The sequence below is a fragment of the Streptosporangium sp. NPDC004379 genome, assembly GCF_042873875.1.
Taxonomy (GTDB): domain Bacteria; phylum Actinomycetota; class Actinomycetes; order Streptosporangiales; family Streptosporangiaceae; genus Streptosporangium.
Genome location: NZ_JBIAMC010000017.1, coordinates 79,147 through 102,694 on the forward strand (window position 1 = coordinate 79,147; position 23,548 = coordinate 102,694).

At 72.9% G+C, this 23,548-nt stretch carries 21 protein-coding genes; 7 read left to right on the top strand and 14 right to left on the bottom strand.

Features of this window, described 5'->3' with window-relative positions:
• Positions 1 to 74: 74 nt before the first annotated feature.
• The 10 genes from ACFYSC_RS29815 to ACFYSC_RS29860 form a co-directional block, all read right to left on the bottom strand.
• Positions 75 to 782: an ABC transporter ATP-binding protein gene (locus ACFYSC_RS29815; protein ID WP_362944058.1), complete on the bottom strand. Its 708-nt coding sequence runs from the start codon at positions 780 to 782 to the stop codon at positions 75 to 77.
• The gene (locus tag ACFYSC_RS29820) at positions 775 to 1,545 is read right to left on the bottom strand and encodes an ABC transporter ATP-binding protein (RefSeq protein WP_362944056.1); all 771 of its coding nucleotides are present in this window, start codon (positions 1,543 to 1,545) and stop codon (positions 775 to 777) included. The genes ACFYSC_RS29815 and ACFYSC_RS29820 overlap by 8 nt, the downstream gene beginning before the upstream one ends.
• Positions 1,542 to 2,537, bottom strand: coding sequence for a branched-chain amino acid ABC transporter permease (locus ACFYSC_RS29825; RefSeq protein ID WP_389968287.1), 996 nt, complete (start codon positions 2,535 to 2,537; stop codon positions 1,542 to 1,544). The genes ACFYSC_RS29820 and ACFYSC_RS29825 overlap by 4 nt, the downstream gene beginning before the upstream one ends.
• Positions 2,534 to 3,427 carry a branched-chain amino acid ABC transporter permease gene (locus ACFYSC_RS29830; RefSeq protein ID WP_362944052.1) on the bottom strand — a complete coding sequence of 298 codons (894 nt, stop codon included), beginning with the start codon at positions 3,425 to 3,427 and terminating at the stop codon, positions 2,534 to 2,536. Before ACFYSC_RS29830 ends, ACFYSC_RS29825 begins: the two co-directional genes overlap by 4 nt.
• Positions 3,424 to 4,593 carry a branched-chain amino acid ABC transporter substrate-binding protein gene (locus tag ACFYSC_RS29835; protein WP_389968289.1) on the bottom strand — a complete coding sequence of 390 codons (1,170 nt, stop codon included), beginning with the start codon at positions 4,591 to 4,593 and terminating at the stop codon, positions 3,424 to 3,426. The genes ACFYSC_RS29830 and ACFYSC_RS29835 overlap by 4 nt, the downstream gene beginning before the upstream one ends.
• A gap of 259 nt (positions 4,594 to 4,852) precedes the next feature.
• On the bottom strand, positions 4,853 to 5,854 hold the full coding sequence (locus ACFYSC_RS29840) for a proline racemase family protein (protein WP_362947511.1): 1,002 nt from the start codon (positions 5,852 to 5,854) through the stop codon (positions 4,853 to 4,855).
• A gap of 116 nt (positions 5,855 to 5,970) precedes the next feature.
• The gene (locus ACFYSC_RS29845) at positions 5,971 to 6,864 is read right to left on the bottom strand and encodes a dihydrodipicolinate synthase family protein (RefSeq protein WP_389968292.1); all 894 of its coding nucleotides are present in this window, start codon (positions 6,862 to 6,864) and stop codon (positions 5,971 to 5,973) included.
• Between the two features lie 5 nt (positions 6,865 to 6,869).
• The gene (locus ACFYSC_RS29850) at positions 6,870 to 8,360 is read right to left on the bottom strand and encodes an FAD-dependent oxidoreductase (protein ID WP_389968294.1); all 1,491 of its coding nucleotides are present in this window, start codon (positions 8,358 to 8,360) and stop codon (positions 6,870 to 6,872) included.
• Positions 8,357 to 8,665, bottom strand: a complete 309-nt coding sequence (locus ACFYSC_RS29855) for a (2Fe-2S)-binding protein (RefSeq protein WP_389968296.1) — start codon at positions 8,663 to 8,665, stop codon at positions 8,357 to 8,359. The genes ACFYSC_RS29850 and ACFYSC_RS29855 overlap by 4 nt, the downstream gene beginning before the upstream one ends.
• Positions 8,665 to 9,843 carry an NAD(P)/FAD-dependent oxidoreductase gene (locus ACFYSC_RS29860; protein WP_389968298.1) on the bottom strand — a complete coding sequence of 393 codons (1,179 nt, stop codon included), beginning with the start codon at positions 9,841 to 9,843 and terminating at the stop codon, positions 8,665 to 8,667. Before ACFYSC_RS29860 ends, ACFYSC_RS29855 begins: the two co-directional genes overlap by 1 nt.
• A 249-nt stretch (positions 9,844 to 10,092) precedes the next feature.
• Between ACFYSC_RS29860 and ACFYSC_RS29865 the strand changes: the two genes are divergently transcribed.
• Entirely contained in the window at positions 10,093 to 11,082 is a 990-nt protein-coding gene (locus ACFYSC_RS29865) for a heme A synthase (RefSeq protein WP_389968300.1), read from the top strand.
• Between the two features lie 122 nt (positions 11,083 to 11,204).
• Here the strand turns inward: ACFYSC_RS29865 and ACFYSC_RS29870 are convergent, their stop codons facing one another.
• Together ACFYSC_RS29870 and ACFYSC_RS29875 are read right to left on the bottom strand one after the other, a co-directional pair.
• On the bottom strand, positions 11,205 to 11,648 hold the full coding sequence (locus ACFYSC_RS29870; RefSeq protein ID WP_389968302.1) for an NUDIX domain-containing protein: 444 nt from the start codon (positions 11,646 to 11,648) through the stop codon (positions 11,205 to 11,207).
• A gap of 208 nt (positions 11,649 to 11,856) precedes the next feature.
• Entirely contained in the window at positions 11,857 to 12,369 is a 513-nt protein-coding gene (locus ACFYSC_RS29875; RefSeq protein WP_389968304.1) for a DinB family protein, read from the bottom strand.
• Between the two features lie 194 nt (positions 12,370 to 12,563).
• Here ACFYSC_RS29875 and ACFYSC_RS29880 point away from each other — a divergent pair, with 194 nt between their 5' ends.
• Positions 12,564 to 13,253 carry a vancomycin high temperature exclusion protein gene (locus ACFYSC_RS29880; protein WP_389968306.1) on the top strand — a complete coding sequence of 230 codons (690 nt, stop codon included), beginning with the start codon at positions 12,564 to 12,566 and terminating at the stop codon, positions 13,251 to 13,253.
• A gap of 105 nt (positions 13,254 to 13,358) precedes the next feature.
• Here ACFYSC_RS29880 and ACFYSC_RS29885 read toward each other — a convergent pair whose 3' ends face one another.
• Both ACFYSC_RS29885 and ACFYSC_RS29890 read right to left on the bottom strand, forming a co-directional pair.
• On the bottom strand, positions 13,359 to 14,507 hold the full coding sequence (locus ACFYSC_RS29885; protein WP_389968308.1) for a PrsW family intramembrane metalloprotease: 1,149 nt from the start codon (positions 14,505 to 14,507) through the stop codon (positions 13,359 to 13,361).
• 114 nt (positions 14,508 to 14,621) lie between these two features.
• Positions 14,622 to 15,578: a heme o synthase gene (locus ACFYSC_RS29890; RefSeq protein WP_389968310.1), complete on the bottom strand. Its 957-nt coding sequence runs from the start codon at positions 15,576 to 15,578 to the stop codon at positions 14,622 to 14,624.
• Between the two features lie 394 nt (positions 15,579 to 15,972).
• Between ACFYSC_RS29890 and tkt the strand changes: the two genes are divergently transcribed.
• Genes tkt through ACFYSC_RS29915 form a run of 5 tightly spaced genes read left to right on the top strand, consistent with a single transcriptional unit; the run spans position 15,973 to position 23,437 of the window.
• The gene (gene tkt, locus ACFYSC_RS29895) at positions 15,973 to 18,006 is read left to right on the top strand and encodes a transketolase (RefSeq protein ID WP_389968425.1); all 2,034 of its coding nucleotides are present in this window, start codon (positions 15,973 to 15,975) and stop codon (positions 18,004 to 18,006) included.
• A 2-nt stretch (positions 18,007 to 18,008) separates the two neighbouring features.
• Entirely contained in the window at positions 18,009 to 19,112 is a 1,104-nt protein-coding gene (tal, locus tag ACFYSC_RS29900) for a transaldolase (RefSeq protein WP_389968312.1), read from the top strand.
• Positions 19,113 to 19,117: 5 nt separating this feature from the next.
• A complete protein-coding gene (locus ACFYSC_RS29905) occupies positions 19,118 to 20,746 on the top strand; it encodes a glucose-6-phosphate isomerase (RefSeq protein WP_389968314.1) in 1,629 nt (542 codons plus the stop codon).
• Positions 20,747 to 22,522, top strand: coding sequence for a glucose-6-phosphate dehydrogenase (zwf, locus tag ACFYSC_RS29910; protein ID WP_389968316.1), 1,776 nt, complete (start codon positions 20,747 to 20,749; stop codon positions 22,520 to 22,522).
• The gene (locus ACFYSC_RS29915) at positions 22,523 to 23,437 is read left to right on the top strand and encodes a glucose-6-phosphate dehydrogenase assembly protein OpcA (protein ID WP_389968318.1); all 915 of its coding nucleotides are present in this window, start codon (positions 22,523 to 22,525) and stop codon (positions 23,435 to 23,437) included.
• Positions 23,438 to 23,548 lie beyond the last annotated feature (111 nt).

The following is a 23,548-nucleotide window of genomic DNA, read 5'->3' on the forward strand; positions in this document are numbered from 1 at the left end:
GCCGTGCGGCACCGTGCGGCACTGTGGGACGTCATGGGACGCCGTGGGACGCCGTGGGACGCCCCACGGTGCCGTCAGACGCCGCCCAGGTACGCCTCGACCACCCGGGGGTCGTCGCGCAGCTCGGCGGCCGGCCCCTCCAGCACGCGTTCGCCGTTCTCGATCACGTAGCCGCGGTGGGCGATGCCGAGCGCGGCGGTGGCGTTCTGCTCGACGAGCAGCACCGAGGTGCCCTCGGCGTTGATCTGGGCGATCAGCTCCATCACCGACGCGACCACCAGCGGGGCCAGTCCCATGGACGGCTCGTCGAGCAGCAGCGTCCTGGGCCCGGTGACCAGGGCCCGGCCGATGGCGAGCATCTGCTGCTCGCCGCCGGACAGCGTGCCGCCCTGCTGGGCGCGCCGCTCGGCCAGCCGGGGCAGCAGCCCGTAGACCCGGTCGATCCGCCGTCGCACCTCGGCCTGGTCACGGACGAGGTAGCCGCCGATCTGGAGGTTCTCGTGGACGGTGAGGGTGCTGAAGACCCGGCGGCCCTCGGGGACGTGGACCAGTCCCAGGGCGGTGACGCGGTGCGGCTTCGCGCCGGTGACGTCGTGGCCGTCGAAGACGACCGTGCCGCCGCTGGGCCGCACCAGCCCGGAGGCCGCCGCCAGGGTGGTGGTCTTGCCGGCGCCGTTGTTGCCGAGCAGGGCGACGATCTCGCCCTGCCCGACGGTGAGCGACAGCCCGCGCAGGGCGTGCACGCCGCCGTAGTGGACGTCGAGTCCGCTGATCTCAAGCATGGGTGTCGCTCCCGAGGTAGGCCTCGATGACGGCCGGGTCGCGGCGCACGTCCTCCGGGCGGCCGTCGGCGATCTCCTTGCCGAAGTTGAGCACGACCACGCGCTCGGAGACCTCCATGACCAGGCCCATGTCGTGCTCGATGAGGACGATGGCCACGCCCAGCGCCTGGATGCGGCGGATCAGGTCGAGCAGTTCGGTCTTCTCGCCGTGGTTGAGGCCGGCGGCGGGCTCGTCGAGCAGCAGCAGGTCGGGGCGGCGGGCCAGCGCCCTGGCGATCTCGACGCGGCGCTGCTCGCCGTAGGGCAGGTGGCGGGCCTCGCCGTACCGGTCGCCGCGCAGGCCGACGAAGTCGAGCCAGTGGTGGGCCTGCTCGGTGCACTCACGTTCGGAGCGGCGGTAGCGGGGGGTGTGCAGCAGTGCGTCCAGGACGTTCTGCCGCAGCCACAGGTGGGCGCCGGCCCTCACGTTGTCCAGGACCGACAGCTCGCCGAACAGGCGCAGGTTCTGGAAGGTCCTGGCGACGCCGAGCGCGGCGACGGCCGACGGCCGCAGGCCGCGCAGGCTCCGGCCGCGCAGGGTGATCTCCCCGGCGGTGGGGCGGTAGAAGCCGGTGACGCAGTTGAATGCCGAGGTCTTGCCGGCGCCGTTGGGCCCGATGACCGAGACGACCTCCGCCTCGTTCACCGAGAACGTCAGCCCGTCGATGGCCAGCAGCCCGCCGAAGGCCAGGCGCAGGTCCGAAACGCTGAGCAGGGTCGTCACGGGACCTCCTTGGACCGGGCGGGCCACAGCCCCTGCGGGCGCAGCAGCATGACGGCGATGAGCAGGACTCCGAACAGGAAGAACCGGTAGTCGGCCAGGTCGCGGAGGATCTCCGGCAGGATGCTGATCACGATGGCGCCGATGACGACGCCGGGGATCGAGCCCATGCCGCCCAGGACGACGGCCATCAGCACCAGGGCCGACTGCAGGAAGGTGAAGCTGCCCGGGGAGATCGCCGACAGGTGGGCGGCGAACAGCACCCCGGCCAGGCCGCCCCAGACGGCGCCGGCGATGTAGGCGGCGAGCTTGACGCGGTAGGTGTGCACGCCCATGGCCTCGGCGGCGTCCTCGTCCTCGCGGACGAACCGCCAGGCCCGGCCGATGCGGGAGCGGCCCAGCCGGGCGGCGCCGAGGACGGCCAGCGCGACGACGACCACGGTCAGGTAGTAGAACGCGACCGGGCTCCCGGTCAGGCCGGGGATGCCGTAGATGCCCGAGGGGCCGCCGGTGACGTCCAGGTTGTTGGCGGTGATCCGGATGATCTCGCCGAAGCCGAGGGTGACGATGGCGAGGTAGTCGCTGCGCAGCCGCAGGGTGGGCGCGCCGATGACGACGCCCGCGACGACCGTGACGACGATGACGGCCGGCACGGTGGCCACCAGCGGCAGGTCCAGGCGGGTGGCCAGCACGCCGCTGGTGTAGGCGCCGACCGCGAAGAACGCGACGTAGCCGAGGTCGAGCAGGCCGCAGTAGCCGACCACGATGTTCAGCCCGGCGGCGAGCATCACGAAGATGGCCGCGCTGGTCATGACCGACAGCGCGTACGGCGTGGCGTCGACGAACGGCGCGAGCAGCGCGACGAGCAGGCCGGCCAGCCCGGCCCAGCGGTTCTGCAGCAGCCGGGAGGCGCGGGTGGGCGGCTTGCCGGCGCCGCGGCGGCGGACCTCCGGGGTCTTGACGTCTTCGGGGGTGGCGTCGGGGATGCGGGTCACACTCGCTCCGTCACGCGTTCGCCGAGCAGGCCGGTGGGCCGCACGGTCAGGAACAGGATCAGCACCCCGAAGGCGAAGACGTCGCGCCACTCGCCGCCCAGCCAGAACGTGCCGAACGACTCCAGCAGGCCGAGCACCAGCCCGCCGAGCATCGTGCCGGGGATGTTGCCGATGCCGCCGATGACGGCCGCGGTGAACGCCTTGAGCCCGATCAGGAACCCCATCAGGAAGTCGATCTTGCCGTAGTAGGCGCCCGCCATCACCCCGGCGGCTCCGGCGAGGGCCGAGCCGATGAAGAAGGTCCGGGAGATGACGGCGTTGACGTCGATGCCCATCAGCGAGCTGGTGGCCGGGTCCAGGGCGATGGCCCGCATGGCGCGGCCCTCGCGGGTCCGGGTGACCAGCAGGTTCAGCCCGATCATCAGGACCACGGCCACCCCGACCAGGACGAGCTGCGCGAGCGTCAGCCTGGCCCCGGCGACCTCCAGCGAGGTGCCGCCGAGCCGCAGCGGGTAGACCCGCGGGTCGGCCCCGGCGGCGGCGCGCATGCCGTACTCCAGGGCGAAGGACGCGCCGACCGCGGTGATCAGCAGGGAGAGGCGGGGGGCGCGGCGCAGGGGCCGGTAGGCGATCCGTTCCAGCGCCACCCCGGCCAGGCCGGTGACGGCCATGGTGACCACCAGTACGGCCAGCAGCACCGGCAGCGCCATCGAGGAGGACACGCCGCCGACCGCGCCGAGGATGGCGAAGCCGGCGAACGCGCCGAGCATGTACAGGTCGCCGTGGGCGAAGTTGAGCAGTTTGATGATCCCGTAGACCATGCTGTAGCCCAGCGCCACCAGGGCGTAGAACGAGCCGACGAACAGCCCGTTCCAGATGAGCTGCGTCATTTCAGGGAGTCCTGCAGGGTGATCTTGCCGTCCTTGACGACCAGGATCTGGAAGCCGCCGTTGGACAGGGTGTGCTCGGGGGTGAACTTCAGCGGGCCGGAGAACATCTGGAACCCGTCGATCGCCTCCAGCGCCGAGATGACCTTGGCGCCGTCGGTGCCGCCCGCCTTGCCGACGGCCTCGGCGGCCAGCCTTACGGCGTCGTAGGCCTGGTTGGAGTAGGGGCCGGGCTCGGTGCCGAACTTCTTCTTGTACGCCTCGATCCAGCCCTCGGCGCCCTCCAGGGTGTCGGGGGTCTGGGTCATGGTGGCGTAGACGCCCTCGGCGGCCTCGGGCCCGGCGATCTCGACGAGCTTGGGCGAGACCGAGCCGTCGCCGACCATGATGGAGCCCTTGTACCCGGCCTGGCGGAGCTGGCGGGCGATCAGGCCGCCCTCCTGGAAGTAGCCGGTCCAGTAGACGAAGTCGGGCTTCTTGGCCAGCACGTTGGTGATGTTGGCGCTGTAGTCGCTCTCCTTGGGGGTCACCGCCTCGACGAGCGCGGTGTCGGGGCCGCCGGGGGCGTCCAGCAGGGTCTTGGTGCGCAGCGCGATGTCCTTGGAGTAGCTGGTGTTGTCGTGCATCAGCGCGACGTTCTTGGCGCCCTGCTTGGTCATCCACTTCTCGGCGGCGGCGGCCTGCTGGGTGCCGGTGCCGTTGATGAGGAAGACGTGCTTGAGCTTCTGGTCGACCAGCTCCTGGGAGTTGGCCGCCGGGATGATCATCGGTATGTTCGACTTCCCGAAGATGGGAAGGGTGGGCAGCGTCGCGCCGGAGCAGTATCCTCCGACCGAGACGTCCACCCCCTCGGTGACCAGCTTGTTGGCTCCGGCCGCCGCGGACTGGGCGTCGCAGGCGTCGTCGGCGGTCTTGAGCTCCAGCTTTCGGCCGAGGACCCCGCCCTTGGCGTTGATCTCGTCCACGGCGAGCTGGGCCGCGTTGCTCATATAGGGGCCGATCGCGGCCTCGCTGCCCGACTGGGGGATCAGCATTCCGAGGACGATCGGCTCGTTCGTCTTGGCGGTGTCGCCTCCGTCGCCGCCGCCGAGCAGCCCCTGGCCACATCCGGTGGCGAGCAGGGCCACGGCGGCCAGCGAGGCGATGGGGGCAAGGGGGATGGCACGCATGTGCGGCTCCTCACGGCTAGTGATGTGTGACATTGCACATAGGTGGGCCCTGAGCCGTCAAGGACCGAAACAAGACCGTTAGCCTTCTCGTCCCGAACCTTCATCTACCGGCGTCCGGCACCCCGCGGACGCCCGCGGCACGGCACGCGGAACCGGTACGGCGGGCCGGTGCGGAACGGCCCGCCGTACCGGGGCACGGGACGACGGAGGCGGGTGCGGGCCGGGCCGGGTCAGGACCCGGCCCGGGATCACACCCGGATCAGAGCAGGAAGCCCGCGGGGAAGGGGTCGCGCGGGTCGAGGAAGTACTGCGCGGTCCCGGTGACCCACGCCCGCCCGGTGATGGCCGGGACCACCGCGGGCCGGCCCGCCACCTCCGTCTCAGCGACGAGCCGCCCGACGAACCGGGTGCCGATGAACGACTCGTTGACGAAGTCGGTGTCCAGGCCCAGCTCGCCCCGGGCGTGCAGCTGCGCCATCCGGGCGCTCGTGCCGGTGCCGCACGGCGAACGGTCGAACCAGCCGGGGTGGATCGCCATCGCGTGCCGCGAGCGGCGGGCGTCGGACCCCGGGGCGGTGAAGTGCACGTGGTGGCAGCCCCGGATGCCGTCGTCCAGCGGATGGACCGGCTCGTCCTGCTCGTTGACCGCCTTCATGATCTCCAGCCCCGCGCCGAGGATGCGGTCCTTGGCGGCGCGGTCGAACGGCAGGCCCACCGACTCGATCGGCACGATCGCGTAGAAGTTGCCGCCGTACGCCAGGTCGTAGCGGACCTCCCCCAGGCCGGGCACCTCGACCACCCGGTCCAGGCCGGCGCTGAAGGAGGGCACGTTGACGATGGTGACCGCGACGGCCGCGCCGTCCTCGACGCGCACCTCGGCGACGACCAGCCCGGCGGGGGTGTCGAGCCGGATGGTGGTGACCGGCTCGACGACCTCGACCATCCCGGTCTCCACCAGCACGGTCGCCACGCCGATGGTGCCGTGGCCGCACATCGGCAGGCAGCCGGACACCTCGATGTAGAGCACGCCGTAGTCGGCGTCGGGCCGGGTGGGCGGCTGCAGGATGGCGCCGCTCATGGCCGAGTGGCCGCGCGGCTCGTACATCAGCAGGGTCCTGACGTGGTCCATCTCGGCCAGGAAGTGCTCGCGGCGCTCGGCCATGGTGGCCCCGGGGATGACCCCCACCCCCCCGGTGATCACCCGGGTGGGCATGCCCTCGGTGTGGGAGTCCACCGCGTGGAAGACCCGTTTCGTTCTCATCTCCCCCTCCTCGGGGACGTTCGGTTCCCCCTCGGGAGGGCTCGGTCTCCCTCCCTCGGGGACGTTCGGCCTCCCCTGCCGGGGAGGTACGGCGGGCGCCCTCAGGACCCGCGGTGCTAGCGCAGGCCCTCCGCCAGGACCTTCTCGGTCGCGGTGCGCACCGCGGCCTCCTGCTCGGGGGTCAGCGGTGTGCGCGGCGGGCGGCACGGGCCGCCCGGCCGGCCGGCCAGGTCCATGGACAGCTTGATGGCCTGGACGAACTCGGTCTTGGAGTCCCAGCGCAGCAGCGGGTGCAGCGAACGGTACAGCGGCAGCGCGGTGGCCAGGTCACCGGCCGCGGCCGCGGCGTACAGGGCCGCGCACGACTCGGGCAGCGCGTTGGGGTAACCGGCCACCCAGCCGACCGCGCCGGCCAGCAGCAGCTCCACCAGCACGTCGTCGGAGCCGACCAGCAGGTCCAGGCCGGGAGCCAGTTCGGCCAGCTCGTAGGCCCGGCGCACGTCGCCGGTGAACTCCTTGACCGCGACGATCAGCCCCTCCTCGTGGAGCCGGGCCAGCAACGCGGGGGTGAGGTCCACCTTGGTGTCGAAGGGGTTGTTGTAGGCCACGATCGGCACGCCCGCCCGGGCGACCTCGCGGTAGTGCTCCAGCACGGCCCGCTCGTCGGCCCGGTAGGCGTTGGGCGGCAGCAGCATGACCGCCCCGCAGCCGGCGTCGCGGGCCTGCTCGGCCCAGCGGCGCGCCTCCAGCGCGCCGTAGGCGGCGATCCCCGGCATGACGCGGTCGCCGCCGACCGCCTCGACCGCGGTCTCCACGACCTGGGCCCGCTCCTCGGCGGTCAGCGTCTGGTACTCGCCCAGCGAGCCGTTCGGCACCACGCCGTCGCAGCCGCCGGCGACCAGCCAGCGGCAGTGCTCGGCGTAGCGGCCGAAGTCGGGCGCCAGGTCCTCGCCGCCGAGCGGCAGCGCGGTGGCCACCATCACTCCGCGCCAGGGCTTCTCACGGGTCATCACGGTCATCCTTCCGAAGGGGGGCGTTCCAGGCCGGCGAGGTCGCCGAGCCGGACGGGCTGGGCGATCGGGCGCCGCGGCGCGGCGGGGTCCTCGCCCGCCAGGCACGCCACGGCGTAGCCGCACATGCGGCCCTGGCACCAGCCCATGCCGGGCCGGGCCAGGAGTTTCACGGAGCGCGCGTCGACGGCGCCCAGGCGGCGTGCCTCGCGCACGGCCGACAGCGGCACCTCCTCGCAGCGGCAGACCAGGGTGTCGTCGCGCAGCCAGTCGCGCCAGCCGGGCCGTACCGGGTAGGCCTCGTGCAGCGCCCGCGCGAAGGCCGCGAGCCGGTCCACGCGCCGCGCCAGGGCGGGCAGCGGCGGGACGCGACGGCCCTGGTCGGCGGCGACGGTACGGCCGGCCAGGCGGCCCTCGGCCTCGGCCGCCTCCGCGCCGCCCACTCCGGTGGTCTCCCCCGCCGCGTAGACGCCGGCCACGCTGGTGCGCCGGCCCGCGTCCACCGCGACGACGGGGGTGCCGTCGGCGTCGCGGCGGGTCGCGCAGCCCAGCTGGACGGGCAGCTCCAGCTGGGGGACGAACCCGTAGCCGAAGGCGAGGGTGTCGCACTCGACGGTCCTCGTCGCGACCGGCCGCCAGTCCGCGTCGAGCCGGGCGACGGTGACGTGGGTCAACGCGTCCTCGCCGTGCGCGGCGACGACCGCATGGCGGCCGCGGTAGGGCACCCGGTGGCGGGCCAGGACGGCGGCGTAGCCGGCGGCCTCGGCGGCCTTGCCCGCGGCGAGCAGCGGGTGCCGGGCCAGGCCGAACCGGCCGCCCGCCTCGTAGACGCCGCGCACGTCGGCGCCGGCCCTGGCCAGCCCGGCGGCGACCGGCAGCAGGAAGGGACCCGTCCCGGAGACCACGACCCTGCGGCCCGCCACGACGAGGGAGCCCTTGAGCAGCGCCTGGGCCCCGCCGGCGGTGAGCACGCCGGGCAGGTCCCAGCCGGGGAACGGCAGCGGGCGGTCGTGCGCTCCGGCGGCTATCAGCAGCGCGCGGGCGTGGACGGTGCGGGGCCGCTCCTCGCGGTCCCCGGCCAGGCACCGCACGACCACCGCGGCGCCCGCCGCACCGTCCACCGTTCCGGCGGCGGAACCCGCCGAGCCGCTCGCCACACCGTTCACCGCGTCGTCCGCCGGGGCGTCCTCGGTGGGGCCCGCCGTGGCGCCCGCCGCGCCGCCGGTCCGTTCGACCGCCCAGACGCGGTGGCCGAGCAGCGTCTCGGCGCGCGACCGCAGCGCCTCCCACTGCCGCATGAACCGCTCCAGGCCGTGGTGCAGCGCCCCGGGTCGCCGGGCGTGGAAGGTCTCGGGCAGGTGGCGGTGGTACTGGCCGCCGGGCCGGGGCGCGGCGTCGATCACCACGACGTCCAGCCCGGCGAGGGAAGCCTCCAGCGCGGCGGCGACCCCGGCGGGGCCCGCGCCGATGACGGCCAGGTCGTACACGCGCGTCACCGTCCGCTCACCCCCTCCTCCCCCGCGGACGTGCGGACCCGGTCGCCGGGGCGGGCCTCGGTCACGCAGGCCCGCAGGGCGGGGACGTCGTTGACGGTGACCAGGCAGTCGAAGCAGACCCCGATGCCGCAGAACAGCCCCCGGGGACGGCCCCCGAACCGGGTGGAGCGCCAGGAGCGGACACCCGCGGCGTGCAGCGCCGCGCCGACGCTCTGACCGGGGACGACGGGGACGGCCCTGCCGTCCACGCTGATCTCGAACGCGGGGTCGGGACGCGCCCCCACGAGCTCGTACGGTGACCGCATCAGTCCTCCTTCGCGGGTGTTCCGGTGCCGGAACCGTCCGGCTCGAAGCGGTCCGGGCGGAAGGGGTCCAGGTCGAGGCCAGGCCGGACGCCGGTCAGGGCCTGGGCGATCAGGTGCCCGGTGGCCGGGGCCAGGCCGATGCCCGCGCCCTCGTGGCCGCAGGCGTGGTGCAGGCCCGGGGCCCTGGGGTCCTCGCCGATCACCGGGAGGTGGTCGGGGCAGTAGGGGCGGAATCCGCAGTAGGCGCGGATCACCCGGCGCGCCGCCAGCGCGGGGAACAGCTCGACGGCCTGGCGGGCGAGCCGTTCCAGGACCGGGATCGAGACCGTGCGGTCGAAGCCGACCCGTTCGCGGCTGGCGCCGATGAGGACCGGTCCCGACGGGGTGCCCTCGACCACGGCCGAGGTCTCCAGGCCCTCCGAGTCGCTGGCGACGTTGGTGACGTAGGCGGCGGTGTAGACCTTGTGCAGCACGAGCGGCTCGTCGAGCGGCTCGGTGACCAGGATGAACCCGCGCCGCGGCAGGATCGGCAGGTACACCCCGGCCAGCGCGGCGACCTCGCCGCCCCAGGTGCCGGCGGCGTTGACGACGGCCCCGGCCGGGATGTCGCCGTGGTCGGTCCGCACGCCGGTGACGCGCTCGCCGTCGCGGAGGAAGCCGGTGACCGTGACGCCGGTGCGCAGGCTCAGCGTGCCGTGCCCGGCTCCCCGGGCGTCCAGGGCGCCCTCGCGGAGCAGCGTGGCCGCGGCCAGCATGGGCTGGACCTGGGCGTCCTGGGGGTAGAAGACGCCCCCGGCGAAGCCCGGGGCCAGGTGGGGCTCGTAGTCGGCGAGCCCTCCGGGCTCGACCACGGTGTGCTCGACGCCCTGCCCGGCCGCCAGCGCGGTGAGGGCGGACAGCACCGCGTCGTCCTCGGCGACGACCAGGCCGCCCTTGGGCTCGTACTCGAACCCGCCGAGCCCGGCCAGCTCGCGCCACAGGCCGGCGGAGAGCACGGCCAGGTCCAGTTCGGGGCCGGGCTCCTTGTCGGAGACCAGCACGTTGCCCTCCCCTGCTCCGGTCGTGCCGCCCGCCACCGGCCCGCGGTCGAGCACGACCACGTCGAGCCCGGCCCGCGCCGCGTAGTGGGCGCAGGCGGCGCCCACGACCCCGGCGCCGATCACGACGACATCCGGCACGGCCCACCTCGTTTCCTCGTCCGGCCCGCCGGTACTATGTCACATACCTCAAGGGCGATCAATGCCTTCCCGTCCTGATTCCACCCTCCGCCGCCCTCACCTCCCACGCCCTGCCCCGTCGCCCCGGCCTTCCCCCACCGCCCCGGCCCCGTACGGCCTCCGCCGGGGCGTCCGGCGCGCGGCCCCGCCGCTCCCGAGGACCCGGGGGCGAAGGCGGGACCATCCCTCGCGCCGCCTAGCATGTGAGCCGTGAACCACCTTTTCGACCAGGCTCGTCACCGCGCCGCGGGCATGTGGCTGTCCGTGTGGTCACCCACGACCGCCACCATGCGCCGCTGGGCGCTGGCCGCGGTGGTGGCCAACGCCGGAATCACCGTGACCGGCGCGGCCGTACGGGTCACCAAGTCGGGCCTCGGCTGCCCGACCTGGCCCCGGTGCACCCCCGAGAGCCTGCTGCCGACCGCCCACGAGGGCATCTCGGCGGCCAACATGGCCGTCGAGTTCGGCAACCGGCTGCTGACCTTCATGGTCCTGGCCGCCGGCCTGGGCTGCCTGATCGCGGCGGCGCGGCTCTCGCCCCGCCGCCGGGTCCTCATCGGCCTGGCACTGGTACAGCCGGCCGGCGTGGTCGCGCAGGCCCTCTGGGGCGGCCTCGTCGTGCGCAGCGCGCTCAACCCGGTCACGGTGAGCGTGCACTTCCTGCTCTCCATCGCCCTGATCGCCGCCTGCTTCGCCCTCTACGCCCGCGCCGGGGAGGGCGACGGCGCCCCCGAGCCGCTGGTCCACCGCGACATCCGGATCCTCGGCCGCGTGCTGGTCGCCGCCGTGGCGGTGCTGCTGGTGGTCGGCGTCGTGGTGACCGGCACCGGCCCCCACTCCGGCGACCAGATCGCCACCCGGTTCCCGTTCGACATCCAGGCGGTGGTCCGGCTCCACGCCGACGTCGTCTACGTCGTCCTCGGACTCACCCTCGCCCTGCTGCTCACCCTGCGGGTCAGCGGAGCCCCGGCCCACGCGCGGCGCGCGGCGCTGGTACTGCTGGGCGTGGAGCTGGCCCAGGGGGTCGTGGGATACGTCCAGTACTTCCTGGCCGTGCCCGCCGTACTGGTCGGTGTGCACGTGCTGGGGGCGACGCTGGTGTGGATCTTCACGCTGCGCGCGGTGTACGCCCTGCGGACCCGGCCCGCGCTCGCCGTCCCCTCCGCCGAACCGGAGAGACTCACCCCCGTCCCGGCCTGACCGGGCTCGCAACGGGCGACGGGCCTACCGACCGCGTCAGAGCGTGACCGGAGCCGCCCCGACGACGGGAGGCCCGGTCGCGTCCGGCGTGGTCAGGAGAAGAAGGCCGTTCCCGCGCCGGGTCAGGCCGGGGCCACCCTTAGGTCGGGGAGCCGGAACAGCTCGTGGGCATGGTCGGCCAGCAGGCGGGCGACGGAGGCCGGCACGAGGTCGATTCCGGCGAGACCCGCCGAGGTGAGCGGGACCTCCTCGACGACGTACTCGCCACGCGCCGGGTCGGCGAACTCCGGCCCGTCCCGGCGAGCCGAATCCCAGGAATGGATCCGGGCCAGGAAGAAGTACTGGCGGTCGTCCCCGTCCTCGATGTGGATCAGCGCGTGGACGGTGGCGGCTCCGGCGAGTTCCTCGCGGATCTCCCGGTGCAGCGCCGCCTCCAGGCTCGCGTCGCCGTCCTCGACTCCGCCGCCGGGCAGCACCCAGTACGGTGCGACGCCGGGTCGGAGACGTCTGATGGTCAACAGGCACCCGGTCGGGGTGACCAGAACGCCACGGACTCGTTCCCGCATGCGGGCGTCCTTTCAGTGCAGCAGCCATCCGCCGTCGACATGGAGGGACTGACCCGTGTTGACATCCTCCCCTCCCTGCACCCCGACGTCCTGGCCGCCCAACGCCGCGAACGCGCCCGCATCCGCAGCGAACGCCGGCAACGCTGGGGCCGACCACGCCGAGCAGCGGCATGATCAACCCCGGTGAGCGCACCAGCGTTCACCGAGTTCAGTGATCTGCGGCCGGTCGGTCGTCGTTGACCAGCCACTGCCGCCCGTCGATCAGCTCCCGGACCGCGTCGAGCTGTCCGGCGTGCGTCGCAGTGTCGACGATCACGTGCATCAGCACTTCGCGCAAAGACCCCAGCCGCCATGGCCCCGAACCGAACATCTTCGTCGGCCACCAGGCCAGCACGGCATCGATCGCCGTCGCCCCGATGACCCTGTTCGACTGCTCGATCGTCTGTCGATACCGTGCGAGCACGTCCGCGCCGGAGAACTCCTCGGGGACCTTCCAACCGAACTCGCCGGCCACGAGCGTGTCGATGACCTGGCGATCGGCGGTCATCGCTCCACGAAACCAAAGCGCCTCGGACCAGGTCAAATGGTGCACCAGGTCGCGGGGTGACCAACCGGACGGCAGCACCGCCTTGCGTAGGTCCCCCTCGCCAAGGCCGTCCAGGATGCCCAGGACGTGCTTGCGCTGCGAGTCCAGGTAACCGAGCAGTGTTTCGCGCTCCACAGCCTTGCTCTCCCCCGATATTTGTGGATTTCAGACCATACAACAACGAGATCGGCAACCGCATGGATCAACGTGAGCGCGGCCAAGCCGGCGTGTTGTCCACCCGGTGAACGTTCATGGTCACCGCACCAGGTGATCTGGTCACGTCCCGGCATGATCGGGACAGCGAGCCCGCGCGACGGGACAATGGGGGCATGCAGTTGTCTCGCGGGCTTCTCCGGCGTTCCTATCTGGCGGCCGTCCTGTCGAGCGTGCTGGCGCTCGCCCCGATGACCTGGGCGTGGCTGGCCAGCTCCGGGCACCGGGCGGTCGCCGACGCCTCCCCCGGCTGGCTCTCGGAGGTCCCGCCGGCGCCGGTGGCGCTGGTGCTGGGCGCCAGGGTCAACGGCCGGACCCCCACCCCCATGCTCGCCCGCCGTCTGGACGTCTCCGCCGAGCTGTACCGGGCGGGCAGGGTCCGGGCGATCCTGCTGTCGGGCGACAACGGCCGCCCCGGCTACGACGAGCCGACCGTGATGCGCGACTACCTCCTCGCCCGCGGCGTCCCCGGCCAAGCGCTCGTCCTCGACTACGCCGGCTTCGACACCTGGGACTCGTGCGTGCGGGCCCGCGAGGTGTTCGGGGCCACCCGGGTGACCGTGGTGAGCCAGGTGTTCCATCTGCCCAGGGCCGTCGCGCTGTGCCGGGCGGCGGGGCTGTCGGCCTTCGGCGTCGGCGACGACTCCTCGCTGCGGTGGGCCTCCACCACCTACGCCTACGCCGTCCGCGAGTTCGGCGCCTCGGCCAAGGCCCTGCTGGACACGGCGCTGCGCTCCTCCCCGACCTTCGCCGGACCGCGCGAGACGACCCTGGACGCCGCCCTGCGGGCCGCAGGCGCGCCCTGAGCAGCCCTTCGGTCGACCGAAAGCCGTGCGGGGGTCGGGCGACCGTACGGGGCCGGTCGGCCGTACGGGCTCACCCGGCGGGCCCACCGCGGCCGTACGGCGGGCTCAGCGGACGGGCGGGACGGTCCGCGCGGGCGCGGGGAAGGAGGCGCGGGCGCCGGCGATGCAGCGCAGCAGCGCCTGCTGCTCCTCGTCGAACGTCCGCTCGTCGATCACGCCGCGCCGGGCCCGCTCGTGCAGCAGTCCCAGCTCGGTCGCGGCGAGCTGGAAGTCGCTCATCGCCCGCCGCCCGGCCCGGCCGCCGTGGTTCTTGGCCCAGTCGCGCGCCTGGCGGCGGGCCGGCAGCGACGAGAGCATGAAGACGTCGTACGGGCCCACCAGGCCGGTCGGCTGGTAGGCGGGCAGGTAGGTCTGGATCAGGGCGACGGTGCGCTTGCGGTCGCGGAAGACGATCACGATGAGCACCACCAGCACGACCATCAGCAGCAGGTAGGCCACGGCCAGGCCGGTGATGCCGGCGTAGGTGGTGAAACCGTTCCAGATGCCGTGCAGCAGCATCGCCCCGGCCCAGCCCGCCAGGACCACCCAGGTCCGGCCCGGGCCCCGGCGCAGCGCGGCGTAGGCCACCGCGACGCCGATCATCGAGGTGAACAGCGGGTGGGCGAACGGCGACAGCACGCCCCGCAGCACGACCGTCACCGCCAGGCCGTGCGTGCCGGCCTCCGACAGGGCGGCGATGTAGTAGCTGACGTTCTCGCTCATCGCGAAGCCCAGGCCGACCATGCTCGCGTAGATGACGCCGTCGGTGGGCCCGTCCAGCTCGGCCCGCCGGAACCGCAGCAGGCCCAGCAGCACCAGGCCCTTCATGGTCTCCTCGACCACCGGCGCGCCGAAGGTGGCCGCGACGGCGCGGGCCGCGCCCGGGCCCAGCTGGGCGGCGTTCTCGATGTAGAGCAGGTTGAAGGAGTTGATCACGCCGGCGACGAGCACCGCCACCCCCGCGCCCCAGGCGAAGGCGAAGACGAGGTTGCTGCGCGGCTCGGGCTCCATGCGGTCCAGGGCCAGCACGGCCGCCAGCAGGACCGGCACGGGCGCCAGGGCCAGGGCGAGCGCGATGAAGAAGTACACCGGGTCGCCGTTGAGCACGTCGAAGGAGAACGACACCAGCGCGCACAGCCCGGTCACGACGAGCCCGGAGATCAGCGCGACGGACGGGCGGTCCCTCAGCACCCAGCGGGGGTCACGGCTCGCCATGTGGCAACCGTAACGGAACAACCACGAGGTGTCCCAATCCCGCCCCCCGCGGGGGGCGCCCTGGCCGGGGACGGCCATCGGCCCGCCTCCGGACGTCCGTACGGGGCGGGTGGGTCAGACGAACATCGAGTCGATGGCGACGGTGAGGAAGAGCAGCGCCAGGTAGGCGTTGGACCAGTGGAAGAAGCGCATCGGGCGCAGGTCCACACCGGTCCGGCCGGCCTTGACCCGGCCGAGGAGGCGGTAGACCTCCCACAGGCAGGCGCCGCCCAGGACGGCCGCCACGACGGGGTAGAGCAGGGTGGTGCGGGCCACCGGCCACAGCAGCAGCGAGCACAGCACCGTGGCCCAGGTGTAGGCCAGGCTCTCCAGCACCACGCGGCGCTCGGTGGCGACCACCGGCAGCATCGGGACCTTCGCCGCGGCGTAGTCCTCCCGGTAGCGCATGGCGAGGGTCCAGGTGTGCGGGGGCGTCCAGAAGAACACCACCCCGAACAGCACCACGGGGGCCCAGTCGAGGTCGCCGGTGATGCCCGCCCAGCCGATCAGCACCGGCATGCAGCCGGCGATGCCGCCCCAGACGACGTTCTGCGAGGTGCGGCGCTTCAGGAACATCGAGTAGACGAACACGTAGAACAGGTTCGCGGCCAGGGAGAGGCCGGCGGCGAGCCAGTTCACCGCAAAACCCAGGCCAAGAGTCGACAGGACGCCGAGGGCGACGCCGAAGATCAGCGCGTTGCCCGGCGGAACCTGCTCGCGGGCCAGCGGCCGGCGGCGGGTGCGGCGCATCGCCGCGTCGATGTCGCGGTCGATGTAGCAGTTCAGCGCGTTGGCGCTGCCCGCCGACAGGGTGCCGAAGACCAGGGTCGAGACGGCCGTCCACAGCGGGGGGAGGCCCCGCGCGGCCATGAACATCACCGGTAGCGTCGTGATCAGCAGCAGTTCGATGATCCGCGGCTTGGTGAGGGCGACGTATGCCTTCACGACGGCGCCGAACGAGCGCGGAGCGGCGGACGCCGCAGCGCCCGCGTGAAGCGGGGCCGTCGTCGGTTGCTTGTCGGTCAGCACCATCTAAGGCGCTTCCAGCACGTGCGGGGTCAACGCGTAACCTCTGATTAGAGCGGATCCGTGAATGCGGGCACCAGCCAGCCTTGAGGTCTCAACTGTAGTTGCTGAGAGGGGCGGTCCCGGCACAGGGTGCGGAAAGCGGTGTGAGCGGACGGCCATGGGGTACCTCCCGTGAGTCGTCCGCGCTGGTGAGCGCCCGACGGAGCCGCCGGTGATCGGCCTGCGCGACGCTGGGGAGGCCGACCCGTTAGGGTCCGGTGTGGGCGGGAAAAGCCAAACCGGCGCCACCATCACACGACAAGATCCGGAGATCGAGCACTTGAGCAGCGAACTCGTGCCAACCCTTGAATGGAACGACCTCGACCGCAGGGCGGTCGACGTCGTACGGGCTCTGGCGATGGACGCGGTAGAGAAAGCGGGGTCGGGCCACCCCGGCACCGCGATGAGCCTGGCCCCCGCCGCCTACCTCCTGTTCCAGAAGGCGATGCGGCACGATCCCTCCGACCCGACGTGGGTGGGTCGCGACCGGTTCGTCCTGTCCGCCGGACACTCCAGCCTCACCCTGTACATCCAGCTCTTCCTGTCGGGCTACGGCCTGAGCCTCGACGACCTGAAGTCGCTGCGGCAGTGGAACAGTCTCACCCCGGGTCACCCCGAGCACGGCCACACCGTCGGCGTGGAGACCACCACCGGCCCGCTGGGCCAGGGCATCGGCAACGCCGTGGGCATGGCCATGGCCGCCCGCCGCGAGCGGGGCCTGTTCGACCCCGACGCCCCCGAGGGCACCAGCCCGTTCGACCACATGATCTGGTGCATCGCCTCCGAGGGCGACATCGAGGAGGGCGTCAGCCACGAGGTCAGCGCCCTCGCCGGCCACCAGAGGCTGGGCAACCTCGTCGTCGTCTTCGACAGCAACCACATCTCGATCGAGGACGACACCCAGATCGCGCTGAGCGAGGACATCACCAAGCGCTACGAGGCCTACGGCTGGCACGTCCAGACCGTCGACTGGACCGGCGACGGCGAGTACAGCGAGAACGTCGGGGCGCTGAACCAGGCCCTGGAGGCCGCCCGCGCCGAGACCGGCAGGCCGTCGTTCATCCGGCTGCGCACCATCATCGGCTGGCCCGCGCCCAACAAGCAGAACACCGGCAAGGCCCACGGCTCGGCCCTGGGAGCCGAGGAGATCTCCGCCACCAAGCAGATCATGGGGATGGACCCGGAGAAGAGCTTCGACGTCCCCGCGGAGGTGCTGGAGCACACCCGCGAGGTCGTCGAGCGCGGCCGGGCGGCCCGCCACGAGTGGGAGCGGGCCTACGCGAGCTGGCGGGAGGCCAACCCGGAGCGGGCCGCGGAGTTCGACCGGATCAGCCACCGGCGGCTGCCGGCCGGCTGGACCGAGGCGCTGCCGACGTTCGAGCCCGGCGCGTCCGTCGCCACCCGCAAGGCCTCCGGCGAGGTGCTCAACAGCCTCGCGCCGGTCCTGCCGGAGCTGTGGGGCGGCTCGGCCGACCTCGCCGAGTCCAACAACACCACGATGAAGGGCGAGCCGTCCTTCATCCCCGAGGAGTTCCAGACCAAGGAGTTCCCCGGCAGCCGTTACGGCCGGACGCTGCACTTCGGCATCCGCGAGCACGGCATGGGGGCGATCCTCAACGGCATCGCGCTGCACGGCGGCACCCGCCCCTACGGCGGCACGTTCCTGGTCTTCAGCGACTACATGCGGCCCTCGGTACGGCTCGCCGCGCTGATGAAGCTGCCGGTCACCTACGTGTGGACGCACGACTCCATCGGCCTGGGCGAGGACGGCCCGACCCACCAGCCGATCGAGCAGCTGTGGGCGCTGCGCGGCATCCCGGGGCTGGACATCGTCCGGCCGGCCGACGCCAACGAGACGGCCGCCGCCTGGCGCGCCATCCTGGAGCACACCGACCGCCCGGCCGGCCTGGCGCTGACCCGGCAGAACCTCCCGGTCTACGAGGGCACCCTCGACTACGACAAGGTCTCCAAGGGCGCCTACGTGCTGGAGGAGGCCTCCACCGGCCAGCCCGCGGTCATCCTCATCGCCACCGGCTCGGAGGTCGAGCTGGCCGTCGGGGCCCGGAAGCTGCTGGAGGAGGAGGGCATCCCGGCCCGCGTGGTGTCGATGCCGTGCGTCGAGTGGTTCCAGGAGCAGGACACCGCGTACAGGCAGCTGGTGCTGCCCAAGGCGGTCCGCGCCCGCGTCGCGGTGGAGGCGGGAATCACACTGGGCTGGCGGCAGTTCGTGGGAGATGAAGGGGAAGTGGTGGGCCTGGAGCACTTCGGTGCCTCGGCTCCCTACAAGACCCTGTACGAGCAGTTCGGCCTGACCGCCGAGCGCGTGGCCGCCGCCGCCAAGGCGAGCCTCGCCCGGGTCGGGGCCGACAAGGGCGAGACGACGGGAAACTGATCATGAGCGAGATCCTGAAGAACCTCTCCGACCAGGGCGTGTCCATCTGGCTGGACGACATCAGCCGCGAGCGCCTGCGCACCGGCAACCTGGAGGGGCTCATCCGCGACAAGCACGTGGTCGGCGTCACCTCCAACCCGACGATCTTCGCCTCGGCGCTGAGCAAGGGCGACGCCTACGACGTCCAGATCCACGACCTCGCCGTGCGGGGGGTGGACCTGGAGGAGGCGGTGCGCGCGATCACCACCTACGACATCCGCTGGGCCGCCGACGTGCTGCGGCCGGTCTACGACGCCACCGGCGGCCTGGACGGCCGGGTCTCCATCGAGGTGGACCCGCGCCTGGCAAAGGACACGGACAAGACGATCGCCGAGGCGCGCGCCCTGTGGTGGCTGGTCGACCGCCCCAACACGATGATCAAGATTCCGGCCACGGTCGAGGGACTGCCCGCGATCACCAAGGCGATCTCCGAGGGCATCAGCGTCAACGTCACGCTGATCTTCTCCCTGGCGCGCTACCGCGCGGTGATGGACGCCTGGCTGGCCGGCCTGGAGCAGGCGAAGGAGAAGGGCCTGGACCTCTCCGGCATCGACTCGGTGGCCTCCTTCTTCGTCAGCCGGGTGGACACCGAGATCGACAAGCGGCTCGACGAGATCGGCACGCCCGAGGCCAAGGCCCTCAAGGGCAAGGCCGCGGTCGCCAACGCCCGCCTGGCCTTCGCCGCCTACGAGGACGTGGTCAACTCTCCGCGCTGGCAGGCCCTCAAGGAGGCCGGCGCCCGGCCGCAGCGCCCGCTGTGGGCCTCCACCGGCACCAAGGACCCCAGCTACCCCGACACCCTCTACGTCGACCAGCTCGTCACGTCCGGCACGGTCAACACGATGCCGGAGAAGACCCTCGACGCCGCGGCCGACCACGGCCGGATCGAGGGCGACACGGTCCGCCCCTCCTACGAGGACGCCTGGAACACCATGGCGGCGCTCAAGGACGCCGGCATCGACTACGACGACGTGGTCGCCGTGCTGGAGCGTGAGGGCGTGGAGAAGTTCGAGGCGTCCTGGAAGGAACTGCTGGCCACGGTCGAGTCCGAGCTGCGGAAGGCGTGAGGCACATGACGGCATCCGTGACGATCGGCAACGAGCGGCTGGCCGAGCGGGCCGCCGAGACCGTCAAGGACCTCGTCGCCACGGGCTTCCACCAGGCCCTGGCGAACGGCGATCCCGGCCTGTGGGGCCCGGACGCGCAGGCCGAGGCGGCCATCCGCCTCGGCTGGCTCAACCTCCCGCTGACCAGCCGGGAGCTGCTGCCGGAGATCGGCAAGCTGGTCGAGCGGGCCCGCGCCCAGGGCCTGGACCACGTGGTCCTGGCCGGCATGGGCGGCTCCTCCCTGGCGCCCGAGGTCATCACGACCACCGCGGACGTCCCGCTGACCGTGCTCGACACCACCGACCCCGGCCAGGTGCGCCGCGCGCTGGCCGACCGGCTGGAGCGCACGATCGTGGTGGTGGCCAGCAAGAGCGGCGGCACCGTCGAGACCGACAGCCACCGCAGGATCTACGAGCAGGCGTTCCGCGAGGCGGGCATCGACCCCGCCGAGCGGATCGTCGTGGTCACCGACCCGGGATCGCCGCTGGAGCAGGCCGCCATCGAGGCGGGCTACCCGGTCATCCTGGCCGACCCCAACGTCGGCGGCCGCTACAGCGCCCTGTCGGCGTTCGGCCTGGTGCCCAGCGCGCTGGCCGGGGCCGACATCGAGAAGCTCCTCGACGACGCCGAGGCCGTGCGCCCGCTGCTGGCCCAGGCGGAGGGCAACCCGGGTCTCACGCTCGGCGCCGCCCTGGGCGCGGCCGCGGCCGCCGGGCGCGACAAGCTCGTCCTGGAGGACAGCCTCGCGGAGATCAACGGCCTGCCCGACTGGATCGAGCAGCTGGTCGCCGAGTCCACCGGCAAGCAGGGCCGGGGCATCCTGCCGGTCGTCGGCGCCGACCCCAACGACACCGACGACGAGCTGGTCGCCGGGATCGAGTCCGGCGGCGACGTGACCGTCAGCGGCCCGCTGGGCGCGCAGTTCCTGATCTGGGAGTACGCCACGGCCGTCGCCGGCCGCGTCATCGGCATCGACCCCTTCAACCAGCCCAACGTGGCCGAGTCGAAGGAGAACACCGCCAAGATCCTCGACCGCGCCGAGCCGCCGACCGGTACGCCGGTCCTGGTGGACGGCCCGGTGGAGGTGTACGGCGAGGTGCCGGGCTCCCCGGCTCCCAAGGACCTCTCCGAGGTGCTCACCGCGCTGCTGGAGGCCATCCCCGAGCGGGGCTACCTCGCGGTCATGGCCTACCTCGACAGGGAGGCCGCGTTCGACGCCCCGCACGCCGAGGGCGCCTCGTTCGAGGAGATGACCGACGCCTGGAGCGCGGCCGACCCGGCCACGCTGCGCGGGCTGCTGGCCGTCCGCACCGACCGGCCGGTGACCTTCGGCTGGGGTCCCCGGTTCCTGCACTCCACCGGCCAGTACCACAAGGGCGGCCCGCAGGACGGCGTCTTCCTCCAGATCACCGGGGCGAACGAGACCGACGTCGAGGTGCCGGGCAAGCCGTACACCCTGGGCAGGCTCCAGCTCGCGCAGGCCCTGGGCGATCTGGGCGCGCTGGCCGACCGCGGCCGGCCCGCGGTGCGGCTGCACCTGACCGACCGGGCCGCCGGGGTCGCACGCCTGCTAGAGGCAGCGCGGGAGGTCTGAATGAGCAAGCAGAGAGCCGGGAAGGCCGCCGAGGCGGCCGTTCCCGACGGCACGGGCGACGGGCGGTCCGCGGCGCCCGCCGAAGCATCCGCCGGCACGTCGGCTGAGACGTCCGCCGAGACGCGCGACGGGGCACGCGCCGCGTCGCGCGCCGGGACGCCGGAGGACGGCGCCCGCCGCGGCGATGACCTGCACACCTCCGACTCGGTGGCCGTCGCCTCGGCGGGGGCCACCGCGGGCACCACCGACGCGGTGGTGGCGGCCAACCCGCTGCGCGACCCGCGCGACAAGCGCCTGCCTCGGGTGGCCGGGCCGTGCGTGCTGGTGCTGTTCGGCGTGACCGGCGACCTGGCGCGCAAGAAGCTGCTGCCGGCGATCTACGACCTGGCGAACCGGGGGCTGCTGCCTCCCGGCTTCTCGCTGGTCGGGTTCGCCCGCCGCGACTGGGAGGACCAGGACTTCGCGCGGCTGGCCCACGACGCCGTCAAGGAGCACGCGCGCACGCCGTTCCGCGAGGAGGTCTGGAAGCAGCTGTCGGAGGGCATCTTCTTCTGCCCCGGCGAGTTCACCGACGACGGCGCGTTCGACGCGCTGGCCATGATGCTCAAGGAGATCGACGAGACCCGGGGCACCGGCGGCAACTACGGCTTCTACCTGTCGGTGCCGCCGAAGTTCTTCCCGGTCGTGATCGAGCAGCTCAAGCGGACCAGCCTCGCCGACGCGCCCCCCGGGTCGTGGCGGCGGGTGGTGATCGAGAAGCCGTTCGGGCACGACCTGAAGAGCGCGCAGGAGCTCAACGCCGTCACCAGCGCGGTCTTCCCCGAGAGCTCGGTGTTCCGCATCGACCACTACCTCGGCAAGGAGACGGTCCAGAACATCTTGGCGCTGCGCTTCGCCAACAACCTGTTCGAGCCGATCTGGAACCGCGGTTACGTCGACCACGTCCAGATCACGATGGCCGAGGACATCGGCATCGGCGGCCGGGCGGGTTACTACGACGGCATCGGCGCGGCCCGCGACGTCATCCAGAACCACCTGCTCCAGCTGCTGGCGCTGGTCGGGATGGAGGACCCGACGTCCTTCGACGCCGACTCGCTGCGCCGGGAGAAGGAGAAGGTCCTCAAGGCGGTGCGGCTGCCGCAGGACCTCGCCCTGGGCACCGCGCGCGGCCGCTACGCCGCCGGCTGGCAGGGCGGCGAGCCGGTCGTCGGCTACACCGAGGAGACCGGCATCTCTCCGGACTCCACGACGGAGACCTACGCCGCCGTCAAGCTGGAGATCGCCAACCGCCGCTGGGCGGGCGTGCCGTTCTACCTGCGCACCGGCAAGCGGCTGAGCCGCCGGGTGACCGAGGTCGCCGTGGTGTTCCAGCGCGCGCCGCACCTGCCGTTCAGCAAGGACGAGACCGAGATCCTGGGGCAGAACGCCCTGGTCGTCCGGGTCCAGCCGGACGAGGGCATCACGGTGCGCTTCGGTTCCAAGGTGCCCGGCACGGCCATGGAGGTCCGGGACGTCTCGATGGACTTCGCCTACGGCGAGTCGTTCATGGAGTCCTCCCCGGAGGCCTACGAGCGGCTGCTGCTGGACGTGCTGATCGGCGACCCGCCGCTCTTCCCGCACCAGCGCGAGGTCGAGCTGTCGTGGAAGATCCTCGACCCGGTCGAGGAGTTCTGGACGTCGCAGGGCCCGCCGGAGGAGTACCCCTCCGGGACGTGGGGCCCGGCCTCGGCCGACGAGATGATGGCCCGTGACGGCCGCGCGTGGAGGAGGCTGTAGATGGCGAACTTCATGCTCAGCGGCACGACCGCGTCGAAGATCTCCTCCCAGCTCACCCAGCTGCGGCACCAGATGGGCACGCCCGCGCTCGGCATGGTGCTGACCCTGGTCGTCGTCTGCGACGAGAGCAACCAGTACGACGCGGTCCGCGCCGCGACCGACGCCGCCCGGGAGCACCCCTCCCGGATACTGGTCGTCATCGCCCGCGACGCGTCCGAGCCGAACCGGCTCGACGCCGAGATCCGGCTCGGGGAGTCCACCCCGGGCGAGGTGATCCTGCTGCGCCTGTACGGCGAGCTGACCCGGCACGCCGACTCGGTGGTCAGCCCCCTGCTGCTCACCGACACCCCGGTGGTGGCGTGGTGGCCGGGCCACTGCCCGGAGTCGCCGTCCAAGGACGCCATCGGCGTTCTGGCCCAGCGCCGCATCGTCGACGCGCACGCCGCGCCCGACCCGGTCGCGGCGATCTCCTCCCGCGCCGACGCCTACCTGCCGGGCGACACCGACCTCGCCTGGACCCGGCTGACGTCGTGGCGGAGCCTGCTGGCCGCCGCGTTCGACCAGCAGGTCAGCCAGGTCACCGGAGGCACGGTCGAGGCGGCTCCCGGGCACGCCAGCGCCCCGCTGCTGGCGGCCTGGCTCGGCGGGTGCCTCGGCGTCCCGATCAAGGTGGCCGACTCCGCGGGACCCGGCCTGACCGCGGTCCGGCTGGAGACCCCCGGCGGGGAGATCGCCATCCTGCGCGAGGACGCCCGGGTGGCCACCCTGCAGCGGCCCGGCCAGCCGGACCGGCAGGTCGCGCTGACCCGCCGCCCGCTGTCGGAACTGCTGGCCGAGGAGCTGCGCCGGCTGGACCCCGACGAGATCTACGAGGGGGCGATCCGGCGGATCGCCCGCGGCGGCCCGGAGGGCTGACGCGGCGGGCGCCCGGCGGTCCCGGGCGCCCGCGCGGTCGCCGAGGCGGTCTCCCGGTGGGACCGCCGACGCGGGAGACGCCCTGCGGCACGCCGCGGGGCGTCTTCGCGT